15 protein-coding genes are annotated in these 16,616 nt (G+C 63.1%); 8 read left to right on the top strand and 7 right to left on the bottom strand.

Annotated features, from left to right (window positions below; genetic code table 11):
* Positions 1 to 87: 87 nt before the first annotated feature.
* Entirely contained in the window at positions 88 to 1,308 is a 1,221-nt protein-coding gene (locus KU43P_RS23090; RefSeq protein ID WP_317659840.1) for an MFS transporter, read from the bottom strand.
* Positions 1,309 to 1,651: 343 nt separating this feature from the next.
* Here KU43P_RS23090 and KU43P_RS23085 point away from each other — a divergent pair, with 343 nt between their 5' ends.
* Genes KU43P_RS23085 through KU43P_RS23075 form a run of 3 tightly spaced genes read left to right on the top strand, consistent with a single transcriptional unit; the run spans position 1,652 to position 4,263 of the window.
* The gene (locus KU43P_RS23085; RefSeq protein ID WP_317659839.1) at positions 1,652 to 3,088 is read left to right on the top strand and encodes a cytochrome ubiquinol oxidase subunit I; all 1,437 of its coding nucleotides are present in this window, start codon (positions 1,652 to 1,654) and stop codon (positions 3,086 to 3,088) included.
* A gap of 3 nt (positions 3,089 to 3,091) precedes the next feature.
* Entirely contained in the window at positions 3,092 to 4,099 is a 1,008-nt protein-coding gene (cydB, locus tag KU43P_RS23080) for a cytochrome d ubiquinol oxidase subunit II (protein WP_317659838.1), read from the top strand.
* 8 nt (positions 4,100 to 4,107) lie between these two features.
* Positions 4,108 to 4,263: a DUF2474 domain-containing protein gene (locus KU43P_RS23075; protein WP_081663495.1), complete on the top strand. Its 156-nt coding sequence runs from the start codon at positions 4,108 to 4,110 to the stop codon at positions 4,261 to 4,263.
* A 116-nt stretch (positions 4,264 to 4,379) separates the two neighbouring features.
* On the opposite strand, the gene KU43P_RS23070 is transcribed toward KU43P_RS23075, so the two are convergent.
* Both KU43P_RS23070 and KU43P_RS23065 read right to left on the bottom strand, forming a co-directional pair.
* Entirely contained in the window at positions 4,380 to 5,504 is a 1,125-nt protein-coding gene (locus KU43P_RS23070) for a methyltransferase (RefSeq protein ID WP_317659837.1), read from the bottom strand.
* Positions 5,505 to 5,601: 97 nt separating this feature from the next.
* Positions 5,602 to 6,309 (bottom strand): autoinducer binding domain-containing protein, encoded by a 708-nt coding sequence (locus KU43P_RS23065; protein ID WP_317659836.1) that lies wholly within the window; start codon positions 6,307 to 6,309, stop codon positions 5,602 to 5,604.
* Positions 6,310 to 6,516: 207 nt separating this feature from the next.
* On the opposite strand from KU43P_RS23065, the gene KU43P_RS23060 reads away from it, so the two are divergent.
* Complete coding sequence (locus KU43P_RS23060) at positions 6,517 to 7,293, top strand: ferredoxin--NADP reductase (RefSeq protein ID WP_317659835.1); 777 nt, start codon at positions 6,517 to 6,519, stop codon at positions 7,291 to 7,293.
* A gap of 29 nt (positions 7,294 to 7,322) precedes the next feature.
* Here KU43P_RS23060 and mscL read toward each other — a convergent pair whose 3' ends face one another.
* Positions 7,323 to 7,742: a large-conductance mechanosensitive channel protein MscL gene (mscL, locus tag KU43P_RS23055; RefSeq protein WP_317659834.1), complete on the bottom strand. Its 420-nt coding sequence runs from the start codon at positions 7,740 to 7,742 to the stop codon at positions 7,323 to 7,325.
* Between the two features lie 177 nt (positions 7,743 to 7,919).
* Between mscL and radA the strand changes: the two genes are divergently transcribed.
* The gene (gene radA, locus KU43P_RS23050) at positions 7,920 to 9,287 is read left to right on the top strand and encodes a DNA repair protein RadA (RefSeq protein ID WP_317659833.1); all 1,368 of its coding nucleotides are present in this window, start codon (positions 7,920 to 7,922) and stop codon (positions 9,285 to 9,287) included.
* Between the two features lie 165 nt (positions 9,288 to 9,452).
* Here radA and KU43P_RS23045 read toward each other — a convergent pair whose 3' ends face one another.
* Both KU43P_RS23045 and KU43P_RS23040 read right to left on the bottom strand, forming a co-directional pair.
* Positions 9,453 to 10,970 carry a nucleobase:cation symporter-2 family protein gene (locus tag KU43P_RS23045; RefSeq protein WP_317659832.1) on the bottom strand — a complete coding sequence of 506 codons (1,518 nt, stop codon included), beginning with the start codon at positions 10,968 to 10,970 and terminating at the stop codon, positions 9,453 to 9,455.
* 262 nt (positions 10,971 to 11,232) lie between these two features.
* Positions 11,233 to 11,595, bottom strand: a complete 363-nt coding sequence (locus tag KU43P_RS23040) for a PilZ domain-containing protein (RefSeq protein WP_317659831.1) — start codon at positions 11,593 to 11,595, stop codon at positions 11,233 to 11,235.
* Positions 11,596 to 11,759: 164 nt separating this feature from the next.
* On the opposite strand from KU43P_RS23040, the gene KU43P_RS23035 reads away from it, so the two are divergent.
* The 3 genes from KU43P_RS23035 (at position 11,760) to yjiA (ending at position 15,159) form a co-directional block, all read left to right on the top strand.
* A complete protein-coding gene (locus KU43P_RS23035) occupies positions 11,760 to 13,826 on the top strand; it encodes a carbon starvation CstA family protein (RefSeq protein ID WP_317659830.1) in 2,067 nt (688 codons plus the stop codon).
* Between the two features lie 13 nt (positions 13,827 to 13,839).
* Positions 13,840 to 14,037 carry a YbdD/YjiX family protein gene (locus KU43P_RS23030; protein ID WP_008094130.1) on the top strand — a complete coding sequence of 66 codons (198 nt, stop codon included), beginning with the start codon at positions 13,840 to 13,842 and terminating at the stop codon, positions 14,035 to 14,037.
* 144 nt (positions 14,038 to 14,181) lie between these two features.
* Entirely contained in the window at positions 14,182 to 15,159 is a 978-nt protein-coding gene (gene yjiA / locus KU43P_RS23025) for a GTPase (RefSeq protein WP_317659828.1), read from the top strand.
* Here the strand turns inward: yjiA and KU43P_RS23020 are convergent.
* Positions 15,119 to 16,606 carry a methylenetetrahydrofolate reductase C-terminal domain-containing protein gene (locus KU43P_RS23020; RefSeq protein ID WP_317659826.1) on the bottom strand — a complete coding sequence of 496 codons (1,488 nt, stop codon included), beginning with the start codon at positions 16,604 to 16,606 and terminating at the stop codon, positions 15,119 to 15,121. The genes yjiA and KU43P_RS23020 overlap by 41 nt on opposite strands.
* Between the last annotated feature and the right edge of the window lie 10 nt (positions 16,607 to 16,616).

Raw genomic sequence — 16,616 nt, 5'->3', positions numbered from 1 at the left:
GTAGCGGCCCTGTCGCCGGCAAGCCGGCTCTCACAGGTAAAGCCTGCGGGAGCCCTTGTGGGAGCCGGCTTGCCGGCGATAGGGCCGTCAGCCATTGTGCAACCGATCCCGCTTGGCCAGGCTCGGGAACAGTTTTATCCACACCCCCGTCACCACAAGCGTGCCCACGCCCCCAAGCACCACCGCCGGCACCGTCCCAAACCAGTGCGCCGTAACCCCGGATTCGAACTCGCCGAGCTGATTCGAGGCACCGATGAACAGCCCGTTCACCGCACTGACTCGCCCGCGCATCTCATCCGGCGTCTCAAGTTGCACGAAGGCGCCACGGATCACCATGCTGATCATGTCCGCCGCGCCCAGCACCACCAGCACCGCCAGCGAGAACCAGAACGAGGTCGACAGGCCGAAGGCGATGGTTGCCACGCCAAACACCCCGACCGCAGTGAACATGGTGCGGCCCACCCGCCGCTCGACCGGGAACCGTGCCAGCCACAACGACATCAGCAGCGCCCCCACCGCCGGAGCCGAGCGCAGCAGGCCCAGGCCCCAGGGGCCGGTGAGCAGGATGTCCTTGGCGAACACCGGCAGCAGCGCGGTGGCGCCCCCCAGCAACACAGCGAACAGGTCGAGGGAAATCGCCCCGAGAATGTCTGGCCGGCTGCGAATGAAGCGGATGCCCGCCAGCAGCGACTCCAGGCTGGCACGGCCGCGCTGGGGCACTTGCTGACGCGAATCGAGGCTCAGCATCAGCCCGCAGGCAATGACGTACAGGACCACAGTCGGGCCATACACCCAGATGCTGCCGAACGCATACAGGAAACCGCCCACCGCCGGAGCCACGATGGTGGCCGCCTGGGTCGCCGATGCCGACGCCGCGACCGCCCGTGGGAACAGCCCAGGCGGCACCACGTTGGGCAACAGCGCCTGGGTTGCCGGCATCTCGAACGATCGGGCTGCACCCAGCAGGAAGGCGAGGGCGAAGATCAGTTCGCGGCTGACGTTGTCGGTGGCGCTGCCCAGTGCCAGGGCCAGGGCGATCAGCCCTTGCAGGGTCTGACACAGAGCAGCGACCTTGCGCCGGTCGTAGCGGTCGGCGACATGCCCGGTGTGCAGCATGAACAGCACCCGTGGGGCGAATTCCACCAGGCCTACCAGGCCCAGGTCGAGCACATTGCCGGTCAGTTGGTAGAGGTGCCAGCCAATCGCCACGGTGAGCATCTGGAAGCCGCTGGCGGTGAACACGCGGGCCAGCCAAAAGGCCATGAAGGGGCGGTGCTGGCGCAACAACTGCGGTGTGGAATCGGACATCGGAAACCTGTGGCCTCGGCGCAGTAGAGGGGTCGGCAGCGTACCATCTGTTTGTAACAAACCGTTACTGTTTGCCCGGATCTGCACTTTTTCAGGTGTGGCGGTAGGGGGTGGGGCAACAGGTCACGCGGCAATCAACCACACGTCTGGGCGGGCCATTCGGGACTATGCTTCCTAGCATTCGTTGATCTGGATCAATCGTTCCAGATGTAACGATTGGCCTTCGGGCCCGATTCCCTGCGATTGCACAGAACAATTCCAACGCGCCGCACTCGATAAACGTGGGGGCAGTAGGCGCCAGGGCCATACGCCCGGACGCCGGATTATCTGAAGAGGAAGCACTATGTTCGGTTTAGAGGCCCTAGATCTCGCCCGAATCCAGTTTGCATTTACCGTGTCCTTTCACATCCTGTTCCCGGCCATCACCATTGGCCTGGCGAGCTACCTGGCGGTCCTCGAAGGCCTTTGGCTGAGGAGCCACAACCAGGTCTACCGTGACCTCTACCACTTCTGGTCGAAGATCTTCGCCGTCAACTTCGGCATGGGCGTGGTCTCGGGCCTGGTCATGGCCTACCAGTTCGGCACCAACTGGAGCCGATTCTCTGACTTCGCCGGCGCCGTCACCGGGCCGTTGCTCACTTATGAAGTGCTCACTGCCTTCTTCCTCGAAGCCGGTTTCCTCGGCGTCATGCTGTTCGGCTGGAACCGCGTTGGCCGCGGCCTGCACTTCTTCGCCACGGTGATGGTGGCGCTGGGCACGCTGGTGTCGACCTTCTGGATCCTCGCCTCCAACAGCTGGATGCAAACCCCGCAGGGGCACGAGATCATCGATGGCCGCGTGGTCCCGGTGGACTGGCTGGCAGTCATCTTCAACCCGTCGTTCCCCTATCGCCTGATGCACATGGCCACTGCCGCGTTCGTCGCCACAGCCTTCTTCGTCGGCGCCTCGGCGGCCTGGCACCTGCTGCGTGGGCGTGACAACCCGGCGATTCGCAAGATGTTGTCGATGGCCATGTGGATGGCCCTGATCGTCGCACCGGTGCAAGCGGTGATCGGCGACTTCCATGGCCTCAACACCCTCAAGCACCAGCCGGTGAAGATTGCCGCGATCGAAGGCCACTGGGAGAACGTGCCCGGCGAGCCGACCCCGCTGATCCTGTTCGGCATCCCCGACATGAAGGCCGAAACCACGCACTTCAAGCTCGAGATCCCGGCGCTCGGCAGCCTGATCCTGACCCACAGCCTGGACAAGCAGGTACCGGCGATGAAGGAGTTCGCGCCCGAGGATCGCCCCAACTCGACCATCGTATTCTGGTCGTTCCGGGTCATGGTCGGGCTGGGCATGCTGATGATCTTCGTCGGCCTGTGGAGCCTGTGGCTGCGCAAGCGCGGCACCTTGTACAGCTCGCGTCCGTTCCTGTACTTGACGTTGTGGATGGGGCCATCCGGCCTGATTGCCATCCTGGCGGGCTGGTTCACCACCGAAATTGGCCGCCAGCCATGGGTGGTCTACGGCCTGATGCGCACCTCGGAAGGGGTTTCCAACCATAGCTATACCCAGCTCGGCTTCACCTTGGTGGCGTTCGTGGTGGTGTACTTCGCGCTGTTCGGCACGGGCCTTGGCTACATGATGCGCCTGGTGCGCAAAGGGCCGAAAACCGGCGAGGGCGATGAGCACACCCCTGGCGGGCCCGGCCAGAAACGCACGCCGGCGCGGCCGCTGTCCGCCGCCGATGATGGCCACGAGGCCAAAGCCCCCAGCCTGAGCAAGGAGAACTGAGCCATGGGTATCGACCTTCCGCTGATCTGGGCCGTGATCATCATCTTCGGCGTCATGATGTACGTGGTGATGGATGGTTTCGACCTGGGCATCGGCATGCTCTTCCCCTTCGTCAAGGGCGAGCAGGACCGCGATGTCATGATGAACACCGTCGCCCCCGTTTGGGACGGCAACGAAACCTGGCTGATCCTTGGTGGTGCCGGCTTGTTCGGCGCCTTCCCGATGGCCTACTCGGTGGTGCTCGAGGCGCTGTACCTGCCGTTGATTCTCATGCTGATCGGCCTGATCTTCCGCGGCGTGGCATTCGAGTTCCGCTTCAAGGCCAAGGCCCACAAGCGGCACATCTGGGACAAGGCGTTCATCTGGGGCTCGCTGGTCGCGACCTTCTTCCAGGGGGTTGCCCTGGGCGCGTTCATCGAAGGCTTCAAGGTAGTGGACCGCCACTTCGCCGGTGGCACGCTCGACTGGTTGACCCCATTCAGCCTGTTCAGCGGGCTGGGGCTGATCGTGGCCTACACCTTGCTGGGCTGCACTTGGCTGATCATGAAGACCGAGGGGCCGCTGCAGCAGCAGATGCATGACCTGGCCAGGCCGCTGGCCCTGGTGCTGCTGGTGGTAATCGGCATCGTCAGCCTGTGGACGCCGATCGCCTACCCACAAATCGCCGACCGTTGGTTCAGCATGCCCAACCTGATTTGGTTCATGCCGGTGCCGCTGCTGGTGCTGGTGACCTTCTACGGCTTGCTCAAGGCGGTGGCACGCAATGCCCATTACACCCCGTTCCTGCTGACCCTGGTGCTGATCTTCCTCGGCTATAGCGGCCTGGGCATCAGCCTGTGGCCGAACATCATCCCGCCGTCGATTTCGATCTGGGATGCTGCGGCACCGCCGCAGAGCCAAGGTTTCATGCTGGTGGGCACGTTGTTCATCCTGCCGTTCATCCTGGGGTATACCTTCTGGAGCTACTACGTGTTCCGCGGCAAGGTCACCCACGAAGACGGCTATCACTAGGAGGGCGCATGATGACGGGTAAGCATGGCCTGGAAGAGAAGAAACCCTTGTGGCAGCGGCTGGGCTGGTTGCTGCTGATCTGGGCGATGAGCGTGGCTGCGCTGGGTGTGGCGGCGTATGTGATGAGGCTGTTCATGGGGGCCGCTGGTCTGACCACCCACTGACGCTATCGTGCCCTGGCCCTGTCGCCGGCAAGCCGGCTCTTACAGGTACCCCACCAGGCTGAACATTGTGGGGTACCTTGTGGGAGCCGGCTTGCCGGCGATAGGGCGCTCGAATCCTACTTGCGAGCCTTGAGGATCACGAATTTGGGCGTCGCTGCCACCTGCTCCACGCCGCGGAACAGCCGCGCCAATTTGCTGTGGTAACCGAGGTGCCGGTTACCGACGATATACAGCGCCCCTCCCACCACCAGCGCCTCGCGCGCCTGCTGGAACATGCGCCAGGCGAGGAAGTCGCCGACCACCTGCTGCTGGTGGAAAGGCGGGTTGCACAGCACCACGTCCAGCGACTGCTTATCCACCCCCGCCAAGCCATCGCCCGCCAGCACCGTCACCTCCCGTTCACCCAGCGCGACCTGCCAGTTTTCCTGCGCCGATTGCACGGCCATGTACGACTCGTCCACCAGGGTGTAGTGGGCATCCGGGTTGGCCAAGGCGCTGGCGATGGCCAGCACGCCGTTGCCGCACCCCAGGTCTGCGACGCGGGCGTTGCCCAGGCCGCGCGGCAGGTGCGGGAGGAAGGCGCGGGTGCCGATGTCCAGGCCATCACGGCAGAACACGTTGGCATGGTTGAGCAGTTCCAGGGCCGGCGAATCGAGCTGGTAGCGGCTCGGGTAGGGCGAAACGGCGGCTGGGCGATCGGCGACCGTGGCTGTCAGCAGGCGCGCCTTCTTCTGCGCCAGCGACGCCTGCACCGGGCCGATGTACTTCTCAAGCAGGTCGCCCGCAGCCCGAGGCAAATGCTTGATCATGGCCCCGGCGATGACCTGCGCGCCGGGCGCCAGGTGGCCCTGCAGGCGGATCAGCTGCTCTTCGAGCAAAGCCAGGGTCTTGGGGACGCGCACCAGTACCCGGTCGAAAGGCCCTTGCCAGTGTTCGCTGGCAGGCACGAACGGTACGCTATCGAAGGCCTTGCCGTTACGCGCCAGGTTCTTTTCCAGGGCCATGCGCGCCAGGTGCGAGTCGCCGCTGCTGACCACCGGCAGGTGGCCTTGCAGGCTAGCGGCCAGGGCGCCGAAGCTGTCGTTGAGCACCAGCACTCGGCAATCTACCCCCGGCGCCTGTCCATGCAACTGCTCGAGCAAGTACTCGTCGGCGGCATCGAAAGCCTGCAGGGGGTCATTGGCTTGATCCGGCTGGCGAATCAGGTCAAGTTCGGCGTAGGGGGTGGTCAACAAGGGCATGGCGTCTGGCTCGGGTACGGATCTGCCCGTCGGCGGATCGCCACGGGTTTGGGTACGCGATTCTACAGGGCTTTGCGCCAGGTCGCAGGAATGGCTGTCAGATCAGCCCACGCATGGCGGCGATGGCTATGGCACCAGCCTTGTTGGAGGCATTGGTCTTGGTGATGACGCTGCGGATATGGAAGTTCACCGTACTTTGTGACAACGACAGGATGCAGGCGACATCGGCGGCGGTCTTACCTGCTGCGGACCATTTCAACACTTCCAGCTCGCGTTCGGACATCTTCGGGGCAGGAGGGCAAAGCTTGCTCAGGTGATATTCACTGATGACCGCGTGCAAGGAGTGGCACAGCCACTGCACCTTGCCGGCTTTGTCGTAGAGCTCGGCCAGGGTGACTTCACCTACCGGCCTGGCCACGCTCATCTGGCTTTCATTGTGCTGCTGGTCGTGCAGTGATTGTGTCCAGCCATGGCGCAAGCCGTGCTCGCAGGCCTGCTGACGGAAGTGGGGGGCTTCGCGGTACAGGTCGTCGGTCCAGAGGATGGGCAGGGTGGAGCTATGGCTGCGGCTTGCCGCGCAGTCCTGCTTGTAGAAGTCATTGTGCTGGTAGCATTCGATCCAGTCCGATGGATAGTTGCTGTAGAGGAATACCTTGGGCGATTGAGCAGCTAGTTGCAGGCAAAGTTTCATGCCGAGGAAAGACATGTCCAAGCCCTGTACCAGTTGCACTGCCAGGTCGAATACCCGCTGTGGTGTCCGTTCACTGATCAACTGATGAAGATGCTCTTGATTCCAGAGAAGCATCTGTTTCTCCTATGGTCCGACTGGATCCAACAAGAATTCACCGTCAGATTGTAGGAAATGTCCGACCGCTGTGTTGGGTTTTTTTGTTATAGAGCACACGGTTTTTGTAAACGGGCCAGGGTCGATTTTGTGTGCCCCTACACTCCAGCGGTTTTTATCCTGGCCGGTTTGCGCGACACTTGGCGCATGCCTTATTTGGAGCCCCACATGACCGCCAGCGCCGACAAGTTCACCCGCCAGACCCTGCTCGACGTCCAGCCGCTGACGCCCAACCTGTTCAGCCTGCGCGTCACCCGTGACCCAGGGTTCCGTTTCCGCTCCGGCCAGTTCGCCCGGCTTGGAGTGACCAAGGCCGATGGCAGCGTGGTATGGCGTGCCTATTCGATGGTCAGCGCACCCCATGACGAGTACCTGGATTTCTTTTCCATCGTGGTGCCGGGCGGAGAGTTCACAAGCGAGCTGAGCCGGCTGGGCCAAGGTGACACCCTGCTCATCGACCGTCAGGCGTTCGGTTACCTCACCCTCGACCGCTTCGTCGGCGGGCGCGACCTGTGGTTGCTGGCGACCGGCACCGGTATCGCACCGTTCATGTCGATCCTGCAGGACTTCGAAGCCTGGGAGCGGTTCGACAACATCAAGCTGGTGTATTCGGTGCGCGAGGCGAAAGAGCTGGCGTATGTGGATGAGATTGCCGGGCTGGAGCAGCGCGACTACCTGGCGGAGTTTGCCGGCAAGTTGCAGTTCATTCCGGTGGTGACGCGTGAGCCGCACCCGGGGGCCCTGAACGCACGTATCACCACCCTGATCGAGAATGGCGAACTGGAGAAAGCGGCCGGGCTGGAACTGTCGCCCGAGCATTCGCGGATCATGTTGTGCGGAAACCCGCAGATGATCGACGAGACACGCAAGGTGCTGAAGGCGCGCGACCTGCAACTGAGCCTGAGCAAACGACCAGGGCAGGTGGCGGTAGAAAACTACTGGTGATGGAGGGGCGCTTGGCGCCCCCTTTCACGTCAGGGCAAGCGGTTCTGGTTCTGTGACTTGAGCAGGTCGCGAATCTCGGTCAGCAGTGTTTCCTGCGGGGTCGGCGCAGGCGGCACGCTCGGTGCTACGGCTTCTTCGCGCTTGAGCTTGTTGATCGCCTTCACACCCATGAAGATGGCGAACGCCACGATCAGGAAGTCGATGATGGTCTGGATGAACTTGCCGTAGGCCAGCACCACCGCGGGTGCCTCGCCTTCGGCGGCCTTGAGGGTAATGGCCAGGTCACTGAAATCCACGCCACCGATCAACAGCCCCAGTGGCGGCATGACCACGTCACCGACGAAGGAGGAGACAATCTTGCCGAACGCCGCGCCGATAATGATACCGACTGCCATGTCGACGACGTTTCCCTTGACCGCGAAGGCCTTGAACTCACTGATCATGCCCATTTTCGATTCCTTTGTTGCAAATGGTGAGGTTAACGCAGTGTAAGCCACTAAAACGCTTCATGCGTCGTGTCCACGGATAGTGACTGCGCTTAGAACGAATAGTTTTGTCGCTTGTCGAGGCGTTCGAGGCACGCCCGTGTCGGCTATCATGGCGGTTTTTTCCAGGAGAACCTGCCCATGGCCAAGGCCAAGCGCTTGTATGGCTGCACCGAATGCGGCGCGACCTTCCCCAAATGGGCCGGCCAGTGCGGCGAATGCGGGGCCTGGAACACCTTGGTCGAGACCATGATCGAGAGCGCCGGTGCCGCGGCGCCCAGCGGGCGTTCGGGCTGGGCCGGGCAGCAGGCGCAGATCAAGACCCTGGCCGAGGTCAGTGTCGAGGAAATCCCCCGCTTCACCACCAGCAGCTCGGAACTGGACCGTGTGTTGGGCGGTGGGCTGGTCGATGGTTCGGTGGTGCTGATCGGTGGCGACCCCGGCATCGGCAAGTCGACCATCCTGTTGCAGACCCTGTGCAACATCGCCGTGGGCATGCCGGCGCTGTACGTCACCGGTGAGGAATCGCAACAGCAGGTGGCGATGCGCTCGCGGCGCCTGGGCTTGCCCCAGGACCAGCTCAAGGTCATGACCGAAACCTGCATCGAAACCATCATCGCCACAGCCCGGCAGGAGAAGCCGCGGGTGATGGTCATCGACTCGATCCAGACCATCTTCACCGAGCAGCTGCAGTCGGCGCCCGGTGGCGTGGCCCAGGTGCGCGAGAGTACGGCGTTGCTGGTGCGCTATGCCAAGCAGAGCGGCACGGCAATTTTCCTGGTCGGCCATGTCACCAAGGAAGGCTCGCTGGCCGGCCCGCGGGTGCTGGAGCACATGGTCGACACCGTGCTTTATTTCGAAGGCGAGTCCGATGGCCGTCTGCGTCTGTTGCGGGCGGTGAAGAACCGCTTCGGGGCGATCAACGAACTGGGCGTGTTCGGCATGACCGATCGCGGTCTGAAGGAAGTCTCCAACCCCTCGGCGATCTTCCTCAACCGTGCCCAGGAAGAAGTGCCTGGCAGCGTGGTCATGGCCACCTGGGAAGGCACTCGGCCGATGCTGGTCGAAGTGCAGGCGCTGGTCGATGACAGCCACCTGGCCAACCCGCGGCGGGTCACCCTGGGCCTGGACCAGAACCGCTTGGCCATGCTGCTGGCGGTGCTGCATCGTCACGGTGGTATTCCCACCCATGACCAGGATGTATTCCTCAACGTGGTGGGGGGGGTGAAGGTGCTGGAGACTGCCTCCGACCTGGCCTTGCTGGCGGCGGTAATGTCCAGTTTGCGCAACCGGCCGCTGGCCCATGGTTTGCTGGTGTTCGGTGAGATCGGCCTGTCGGGCGAGGTGCGGCCGGTGCCGAGCGGGCAGGAACGTTTGAAGGAGGCGGCCAAGCATGGCTTCAAGCGGGCTATCGTACCCAAGGGCAATGCGCCCAAAGAGCCGCCGGCGGGGTTGCAGGTGATTGCCGTGACCCGGCTGGAACAGGCATTGGATGCCTTGTTCGAGTAATGCTTTGTCTGTTGTAGTGGCCCTATCGCCGGCTAGCCGGCTCCCACAAGGTTAGGCGGCGCCTACTCCCCCTGCGGGAGGCCGGCGATAGGGCCGCTGCAGACAAACAAAAAGGGGAGCCAACGATGCGCATTGGCTCCCCCCGCATAACCGCTCAATCAGCGATCAATGCTCGGCGACCGGCGTTCGCCTGGGTGTGGCATTGCCATGCTCGTCCATTTCCAGCACCGGCACCTCGTTGCCATCGGCATCGAACAGCTTGCCATCCTTGAAGTAGTCGCCATCCCTCAGCGACGAGATGTCCGAGTATTGGATCGTGCGTTCGTAGGCAGCGGCGAACACCGATTGCTGGTCCGAGTTACCGGTAGTGAAGTGGTTGAAGATCAGGTTCAGCAGGATGGCCATGATCGCCGACGAGCTGATGCCGGAGTGGAAGATGGTCTCGAACCAGCTCGGGAACTGATGGTAGAAGGTCGGCGCGGCAATCGGGATCATGCCGAAGCCCAGCGAGGCGGCGACGATGATCAGGTTGACGTTGTTCTTGTAGTTGACCTTCGACAGGGTGCGGATACCACTGGCAGCCACGGTGCCGAACAGCACGATGCCCGCGCCGCCCAGTACCGGGGTCGGTACCGCGGCAATCACCCGGCCCATCACCGGCAGCAGGCCGAGTACCACCAGGATCACACCACCGGTGGCGACCACGTAGCGGCTCTTGACTCCGGTCACGGCCACCAGGCCGACGTTCTGGGCGAAGGCGCTCTGGGTGAAGGAGCCGAAGATCGGCGCCAGGATGCTCGACGCCATGTCGGCACGCAGGCCATTGCCCAGGCGCTTGGAGTCGACCTTGGTGTCGATGATCTCACCCACGGCGAGGATGTCGGCCGAGGTTTCCACCAGGGTCACCATGATCACGATGCACATCGACAGGATCGCGGCGATGTGGAAGGTCGGCATGCCGAAGTGGAACGGCGTGGGGAAGGCGAACATCGGGCCTTCGGCGACCTTGCTGAAGTCGGTCATGCCCAGCGCCCAGGCGATCAGGGTGCCGACGACCATGGCCAGCAGGATCGACAGCCGCGAGATGGTCGCGTTCCCCAGCTTGCTCAGCAGTAGCACGATGGCGAAGGTCAGCCCTGCCAGGCCGATGTTAGCCACGCTGCCGAATTCTGGCGATGCGCTGTTGCCGCCCATCACCCAGCGTGCAGCTACGGGCATCAGGGTCAGGCCGATGGTGGTGATGACGATGCCGGTGACCAGCGGCGGGAAGAACTTGGTGATGCGCGAGAACACCGGGGTAATCAGGAAGCCGATCAGCGACGCCGCCATGACTGCGCCCAGCACGCCTGGGAGGCCACCACCACCCTCGCTGCTGAGAATCGCGCCCATGGTGGCAACGCCTGCGAAAGACACGCCTTGTACCAACGGCAACTGGCAACCGAAGAACGGCAGGCCCAGCGTCTGCAGCAGCGTGGCCAGGCCGCCGGCAAACAGCGAGGCGGCGATCAGCATACCGATTTCGGCACCGTTCAGGCCGGCCGCCTGCCCGAGGATCAGGGGTACCGCAACGATCCCGCCATACATGGTCAGCACGTGTTGCAGACCATAAGCCAGGTTGGCACCAAGGCCGAGATTTTCGTCCTCGGGGCGCTTGGCGGGAGACGTGCTAGGGGACGTAGTCATTGAGCAGGCTCTCTGTTTATTGTTGTGCCGCTACTGTAGACACTTCCTACAAATGATTGCTACAAGAATTGTATACAATATTTTGATCGGAGCGCGCACAAGCGGCCTTGCGATGTGTGCTAGACCGCAATGCAGATCGCGTACCAAGTCGTTATGAGCTGTTCTAGAGGGCTGTGTACAAGTGCTGCTACCCAGGCTTAAAGCTGTCTGGGTAGACAAGAAACACAAGGTGGGAAAGCTATTAGCTAGCTAAGACATTCCATTATTCGATCAGTTGGCGCAGCTCGCGCATCATTTCGGTGCTGTCGGCCACGTTCAATTCCACAAGACGGTGCAAGTGGCACATCGAATCGATGTCGATGTAGAGGCAGACGAAGCCCAGCCGCGTCGGTTCTTCATGGCGCAATTCCACTTGCATCTGCACACGTACGTTGCGGTCGAGGTGGATGATCGCATCGAAATCCTGGGTCAGGTCGGCATCCCACGGTTTGGGGCACTCGACCAGCAAGCCCTTGAGCGACAGATCGAGCAGTTTTACCGGCCAGCGGCGATCGCCCTGGCGCAGTTCAGTGGGGGCGTCGAAGTCGATGCGCTGGAAGCGCCTGCGTTCGTCGTGATCGCTCATGGGCGGGTCCTCGGGTGACATCCTGACTATAGTTAGTGGGTATGTGCATCAGGTACCGCAATCTGGGCGCAGAGGCTCTAGACCAAAGCAAGTGTGGCAATGCGCGATGACACGCCCTAGACTCGATGGGCGGTCTTTTCCAATCCACCAGCTGGAAGTAAACCATGAACAACAATAATAGCCTGCTACGCCACATTCCGTGGCTGGCGCTGGCAGTCATAGGGGCCTGCGCGCTGGGTGTGGTTGCCCTGCGTCGCGGCGAGGCGATCAATGCCTTGTGGATCGTGGTTGCCTCGGTGGCCATCTACCTGGTCGCCTACCGCTACTACAGCCTGTTCATCGCCACCAAGGTGATGCAACTGGACCCACGTCGAGCTACCCCCGCGGTGCTCAACAACGACGGCCTGGACTACGTTCCGACCAACAAACACATTCTTTTCGGTCACCATTTCGCCGCCATCGCCGGCGCCGGCCCGCTGGTCGGCCCGGTCCTCGCCGCGCAGATGGGCTACCTGCCTGGCACGCTGTGGCTGATTGCCGGCGTGGTGCTGGCCGGTGCGGTGCAGGACTTCATGGTCCTGTTCCTGTCCACTCGCCGCAACGGCCGCTCGCTGGGCGACATGGTGCGCGAGGAGATGGGCCGCATTCCGGGCACCATCGCCCTGTTCGGCTGCTTCCTGATCATGATCATCATCCTCGCGGTGCTGGCCCTGATCGTGGTCAAGGCCCTGGCCGAGAGCCCGTGGGGCATGTTCACGGTGATGGCGACCATCCCGATCGCGATGTTCATGGGCATCTACATGCGCTACATCCGCCCGGGCCGCATCGGCGAGATCTCGGTGGTTGGCGTGGTGCTGCTGCTGGGGTCGATCTGGCTGGGGGGCCAGATTGCCGCAGATCCGGTCTGGGGCCCGGCATTCACCTTCACCGGCGTTCAGATCACCTGGATGCTGGTGGGCTATGGCTTCGTTGCAGCCGTACTGCCGGTATGGCTGGTGCTGGCGCCGCGTGACTACCTGTCGACCTTCCTCAAGATCGGCACCATCGTCGGCCTGGCCATCGGTATCCTGATCATCGCACCGGAGCTGAAAATGCCGGCGCTGACCCAGTTCACCGACGGTACCGGCCCGGTTTGGAAGGGCACCCTGTTCCCGTTCCTGTTCATCACCATCGCCTGTGGTGCGGTGTCCGGCTTCCACGCGCTGATCTCCTCGGGGACCACGCCGAAGCTGCTGGATAACGAAACCAACGCCCGCTACATCGGTTACGGCGGCATGCTGATGGAATCGTTCGTGGCCATCATGGCCATGGTTGCTGCCTCGGTGATCGAGCCGGGCGTGTACTTCGCGATGAACAGCCCGGCCGCCGTGGTCGGTGCCGACGTTGCCTCGGTGGCGCAGACGGTCAGTAGCTGGGGCTTCCTGATCACGCCCGAGCAACTGGAAGCGGTTGCCCGTGACATCGGCGAACACACCATCCTGGCCCGCGCCGGTGGTGCTCCGACCCTGGCGGTCGGTATTGCGCAGATTCTTCACCAGGTCCTGCCGGGTGAAAACACCATGGCCTTCTGGTACCACTTCGCGATCCTGTTCGAAGCGCTGTTCATCCTCACCGCAGTGGACGCCGGTACCCGTGCCGGGCGCTTCATGCTGCAGGATCTGCTGGGCAGCTTCGTGCCGGCCCTGAAGCGCACCGAGTCGTGGACCGCCAACCTGATCGGCACCGCCGGTTGCGTGGCGCTGTGGGGCTACCTGCTGTATCAGGGCGTGATCGACCCGCTGGGCGGCATCAACACCCTGTGGCCGCTGTTCGGCATCTCCAACCAGATGCTGGCCGGTATCGCCCTGATGCTCGGCACCGTGGTACTGATCAAGATGAAGCGCCAGCGCTACGTCTGGGTCACGCTGCTGCCGGCCGTGTGGCTGCTGATCTGCACCACCACAGCAGGCCTGATCAAGCTGTTCGACCCGAACCCGGCAGTTGGCTTCCTGGCTCTGGCCAAGAAGTACAGCACCGCGCTGGACGCCGGCCAGGTGCTGGCACCGGCCAAGGACATCGGGCAGATGCAGCATGTGATCTACAACGCCTACACCAACGCCGGCCTGACCGTGCTGTTCCTGGTGGTGGTGTTCAGTGTGCTGTTCTTTGCCGTGAAGGTCGGTTACGCCGCTCTCGGCCGCAAGGAACGCACCGACAAGGAAACCCCGTTCCAGGCTCTGCCTGACGCTTGAGAGGACTGCCGCGATGTTCAACGACCTGGGTCGACTGGGTAAGTACCTGGGGCAGGCAGCCCGCCTGATGGTCGGCATGCCCGACTACGACAACTATGTCGAGCACATGCAGACCAAGCACCCGGACAAGCCGGTGATGAGCTACGAGGCGTTCTTCCGCGAACGCCAGGAAGCACGCTACGGTGGCAAGTCCGGGCCCAAGTGCTGTTGAACCGATAGTCTTGCCTGCCTGGCCCCATCGCCGGCAAGCCGGCTCCCACAGACACCCCGCAAGTCTTGAGATTTGCGCGGTACCTGTGGGAGCCGGCTTGCCGGCGATGGGGCCACTGTTTTTTCAGCCCAGGAGCATTTCTGCGTGCACACACCTATTCCCGTAACCGTCCTGACCGGCTTTCTCGGTGCCGGCAAGACCACCTTGCTCAAATACATGCTCAAAGCCGAGCACGGCCTGAAAATCGCCGTGATCGAGAACGAATTCAGCGAAGCCGGCATCGACAGCCAGCTGTTGGGCGACGAGCCGGTGCAGGTGATGACCCTGGCCAATGGCTGCGTGTGCTGCAGCATCCACGGCGACCTGACCCGTGCCTTGTACCTGCTGCTCGAACGCCTGGATGCTGGCGAGATCGCCTTCGACCGCCTGGTGATCGAATGCACGGGCCTCGCCGACCCGGCGCCGGTGGCACAAACCTTCTTCATCGACGAGGAGCTGCGCGATCGCTATATCCTCGACGGCATCATCACTCTGGTCGATGCCGCCAATGCCGAGCTGCACTTGACCCAGACCATCGCCCAGGCCCAGGTCGGCTTTGCCGATCGCCTGCTGCTGAGCAAGACCGACCTGGTCGAGCCGGCAGCGGTGGGGGTGCTGCAGGAGCGCCTGGCGCGGATCAATGGCCGTGCGGCTGTCCGTGTGGTCGAGCACGGCCGGATCGACCTGGCCGAACTGCTCGACGTACGCGGTTTCAACTTGAATCCAGACCTGGGCGCCAACCTCAAGCCGAGCCTGCGCCCGGTGCTCAAACCGGCAACGCCAGACCGCATCTCGACCCTGGTGCTGCGCACCGAAACCCCGCTGGACATCGACCGCCTCAGCGACTTCATGAACGAACTGCTGGAAACCCACGGCACGCAACTGCTGCGCTACAAGGGCGTGCTCAACATTGCCGGCGAAGACCGCCGCTTGGTGTTCCAGGGCGTGCTCAAGCTGTACGGCTTCGACTGGGATGCCGAGTGGGCAGAGGGCGAAGTGCGCGAAAGTGTGATGGTATTCATCGCCGATGAACTGCCCGAAGCTAAGATTCGGGCTGGCTTCGAGGCGTTGGCTGCGGGTTGAGCCTGCGCGCTGGCTGGGCCTCGAACCACTGTGGCCAGGAGCTGCGGTGGCGGCTCTGGGCCTCGATGCACGGGATCAGCCGCTCGGCGAGCACGGCGGTCTGGCCCACGCTCTTGGCCGTGCGGTACTTGACGCTGTGGATACACTCGCGGTCGCCGAACTCGCAGCGATTGAGCGCGGTGCCGCCGCACGGGCCATTGGCCAGGCCTTTGGGGCAGGTTTCCGGGCAGATGTACAAGGTGTCTTCCAGGCGGCAGCGGCCACAGGTATCGCAACCCAGCAGCGGCCGCTTTACGCTGCGCTCCAGTTTGTGCAGCAGTTGTGCGCCTTTGCCGGTGGCCCACAGAGGCCGGCGCACGGCCCAACCAAACGCTTTGCTCAAGCCATTGTTGCGGCCGAACAGCGCTGCGTGCAAGCCATGCAGCAGGTGGTAGCGCCATGTTTCCCTGGCCGTGGCAGTGACCACGGACTGGCCATCACGCCAATCGGCCAAGGGCGGGTGGAAGGTCACGGCAGGCAGGTTCGGCATCTGCCAGCTTTGCGCCCAGGCCGGCGCCCATTGCGCCAGTGAATGGATGCGTGTTTGCCAATGCTCCAGGCGCGTTTCGAGCGCAAGCAACTGTTCGACTTCGTGCACGCCCGACAGGTGTACCCCGGCATAGCCCATCAGCCTGACCCCGATGATCTGCAAGGCCAGGCGATCGACGCTGCGTGCCTGGGCGAAGGCTTTGGACTCGGCCGCTTCAGCTTCGAGCAGGGTGCGCATCGACGGCGTGACGGTAACCCCGGCAACGTGGTCGAGCATCGCCGCGCGGCCGTGGGTCAAGCTCATCAGGCAGGCCAGCAGCGGCTTTGGCGTCGCCTGCCGCTTCATCCAGTGCAACGCTTCCTGATGCTTGCTGGCATCGAAGCCCAATTGCAGGATGAGGAAATCGGCACCTGCAGCCAGCTTTTTCTGCGCCTTGAGGTATTGCGCGCCGCCTTCTTCTTCACGGTACTTGAACGGGTTGAGCGCGGCGCCAAGCAGCCAGTGCGGGCACGCCTGGCGGGCGATCTGCAGGGCGGCGACCGATTCGAGGTAGCGCACCGGCCGTTCACCGGGGTGATGGCCGGGCAGGCGGTCGCCGGTGAGCAGCAACAGTTGATCGAGGCCGGCGGCGTCCATGCGTTGCAATTGCGCGAGCAGGTGGTGGCGTTCACGGTCCTTGCCGGAGAAATGGGGCAGGGCGGGCAGGGGCGTCTCGAAACTGGCGAGGGCGTCCAGTGGCGAGAGGTCCAGCGCACTGGCGACCCGGTCGCCGATGGCCAGGGTCATGGGCCAGCCACACAGGTGCCCGCGGTCCATGATCACCTGCATGGCAGCGAAGCGCTGCGCCGAAGGTTTTGGGACGAACTCCATGACGCAGACGAATGTATTGTCGCGCAGCGCCGATTTCAGCAGGCTCATGGCGGGGGCA

The sequence above is a fragment of the Pseudomonas sp. KU43P genome (assembly GCF_033095865.1).
Classification (GTDB): Bacteria; Pseudomonadota; Gammaproteobacteria; order Pseudomonadales; family Pseudomonadaceae; genus Aquipseudomonas.
The sequence above is the reverse complement of the archived record's forward strand: the minus strand, read 5'-3'. Positions and strand labels throughout refer to the sequence as shown.

Excerpts from the sequence above, each read along its gene's own strand:
- KU43P_RS23060 (WP_317659835.1), top strand. The coding sequence starts at position 6,517 with ATGACCGCCAGCGCCGACAAGTTCACCCGCCAGACCCTGCTCGACGTC.
- mscL (WP_317659834.1), bottom strand. The coding sequence starts at position 7,742 with ATGGGCATGATCAGTGAGTTCAAGGCCTTCGCGGTCAAGGGAAACGTC.
- KU43P_RS23040 (WP_317659831.1), bottom strand. The coding sequence starts at position 11,595 with ATGAGCGATCACGACGAACGCAGGCGCTTCCAGCGCATCGACTTCGAC.
- KU43P_RS23070 (WP_317659837.1), bottom strand. The coding sequence starts at position 5,504 with ATGCCCTTGTTGACCACCCCCTACGCCGAACTTGACCTGATTCGCCAG.
- KU43P_RS23065 (WP_317659836.1), bottom strand. The coding sequence starts at position 6,309 with ATGCTTCTCTGGAATCAAGAGCATCTTCATCAGTTGATCAGTGAACGG.
- KU43P_RS23090 (WP_317659840.1), bottom strand. The coding sequence starts at position 1,308 with ATGTCCGATTCCACACCGCAGTTGTTGCGCCAGCACCGCCCCTTCATG.
- KU43P_RS23085 (WP_317659839.1), top strand. The coding sequence starts at position 1,652 with ATGTTCGGTTTAGAGGCCCTAGATCTCGCCCGAATCCAGTTTGCATTT.
- KU43P_RS23045 (WP_317659832.1), bottom strand. The coding sequence starts at position 10,970 with ATGACTACGTCCCCTAGCACGTCTCCCGCCAAGCGCCCCGAGGACGAA.
- KU43P_RS23035 (WP_317659830.1), top strand. The coding sequence starts at position 11,760 with ATGAACAACAATAATAGCCTGCTACGCCACATTCCGTGGCTGGCGCTG.
- cydB (WP_317659838.1), top strand. The coding sequence starts at position 3,092 with ATGGGTATCGACCTTCCGCTGATCTGGGCCGTGATCATCATCTTCGGC.
- radA (WP_317659833.1), top strand. The coding sequence starts at position 7,920 with ATGGCCAAGGCCAAGCGCTTGTATGGCTGCACCGAATGCGGCGCGACC.
- KU43P_RS23020 (WP_317659826.1), bottom strand. The coding sequence starts at position 16,606 with ATGAGCCTGCTGAAATCGGCGCTGCGCGACAATACATTCGTCTGCGTC.
- KU43P_RS23030 (WP_008094130.1), top strand. The coding sequence starts at position 13,840 with ATGTTCAACGACCTGGGTCGACTGGGTAAGTACCTGGGGCAGGCAGCC.
- KU43P_RS23075 (WP_081663495.1), top strand. The coding sequence starts at position 4,108 with ATGATGACGGGTAAGCATGGCCTGGAAGAGAAGAAACCCTTGTGGCAG.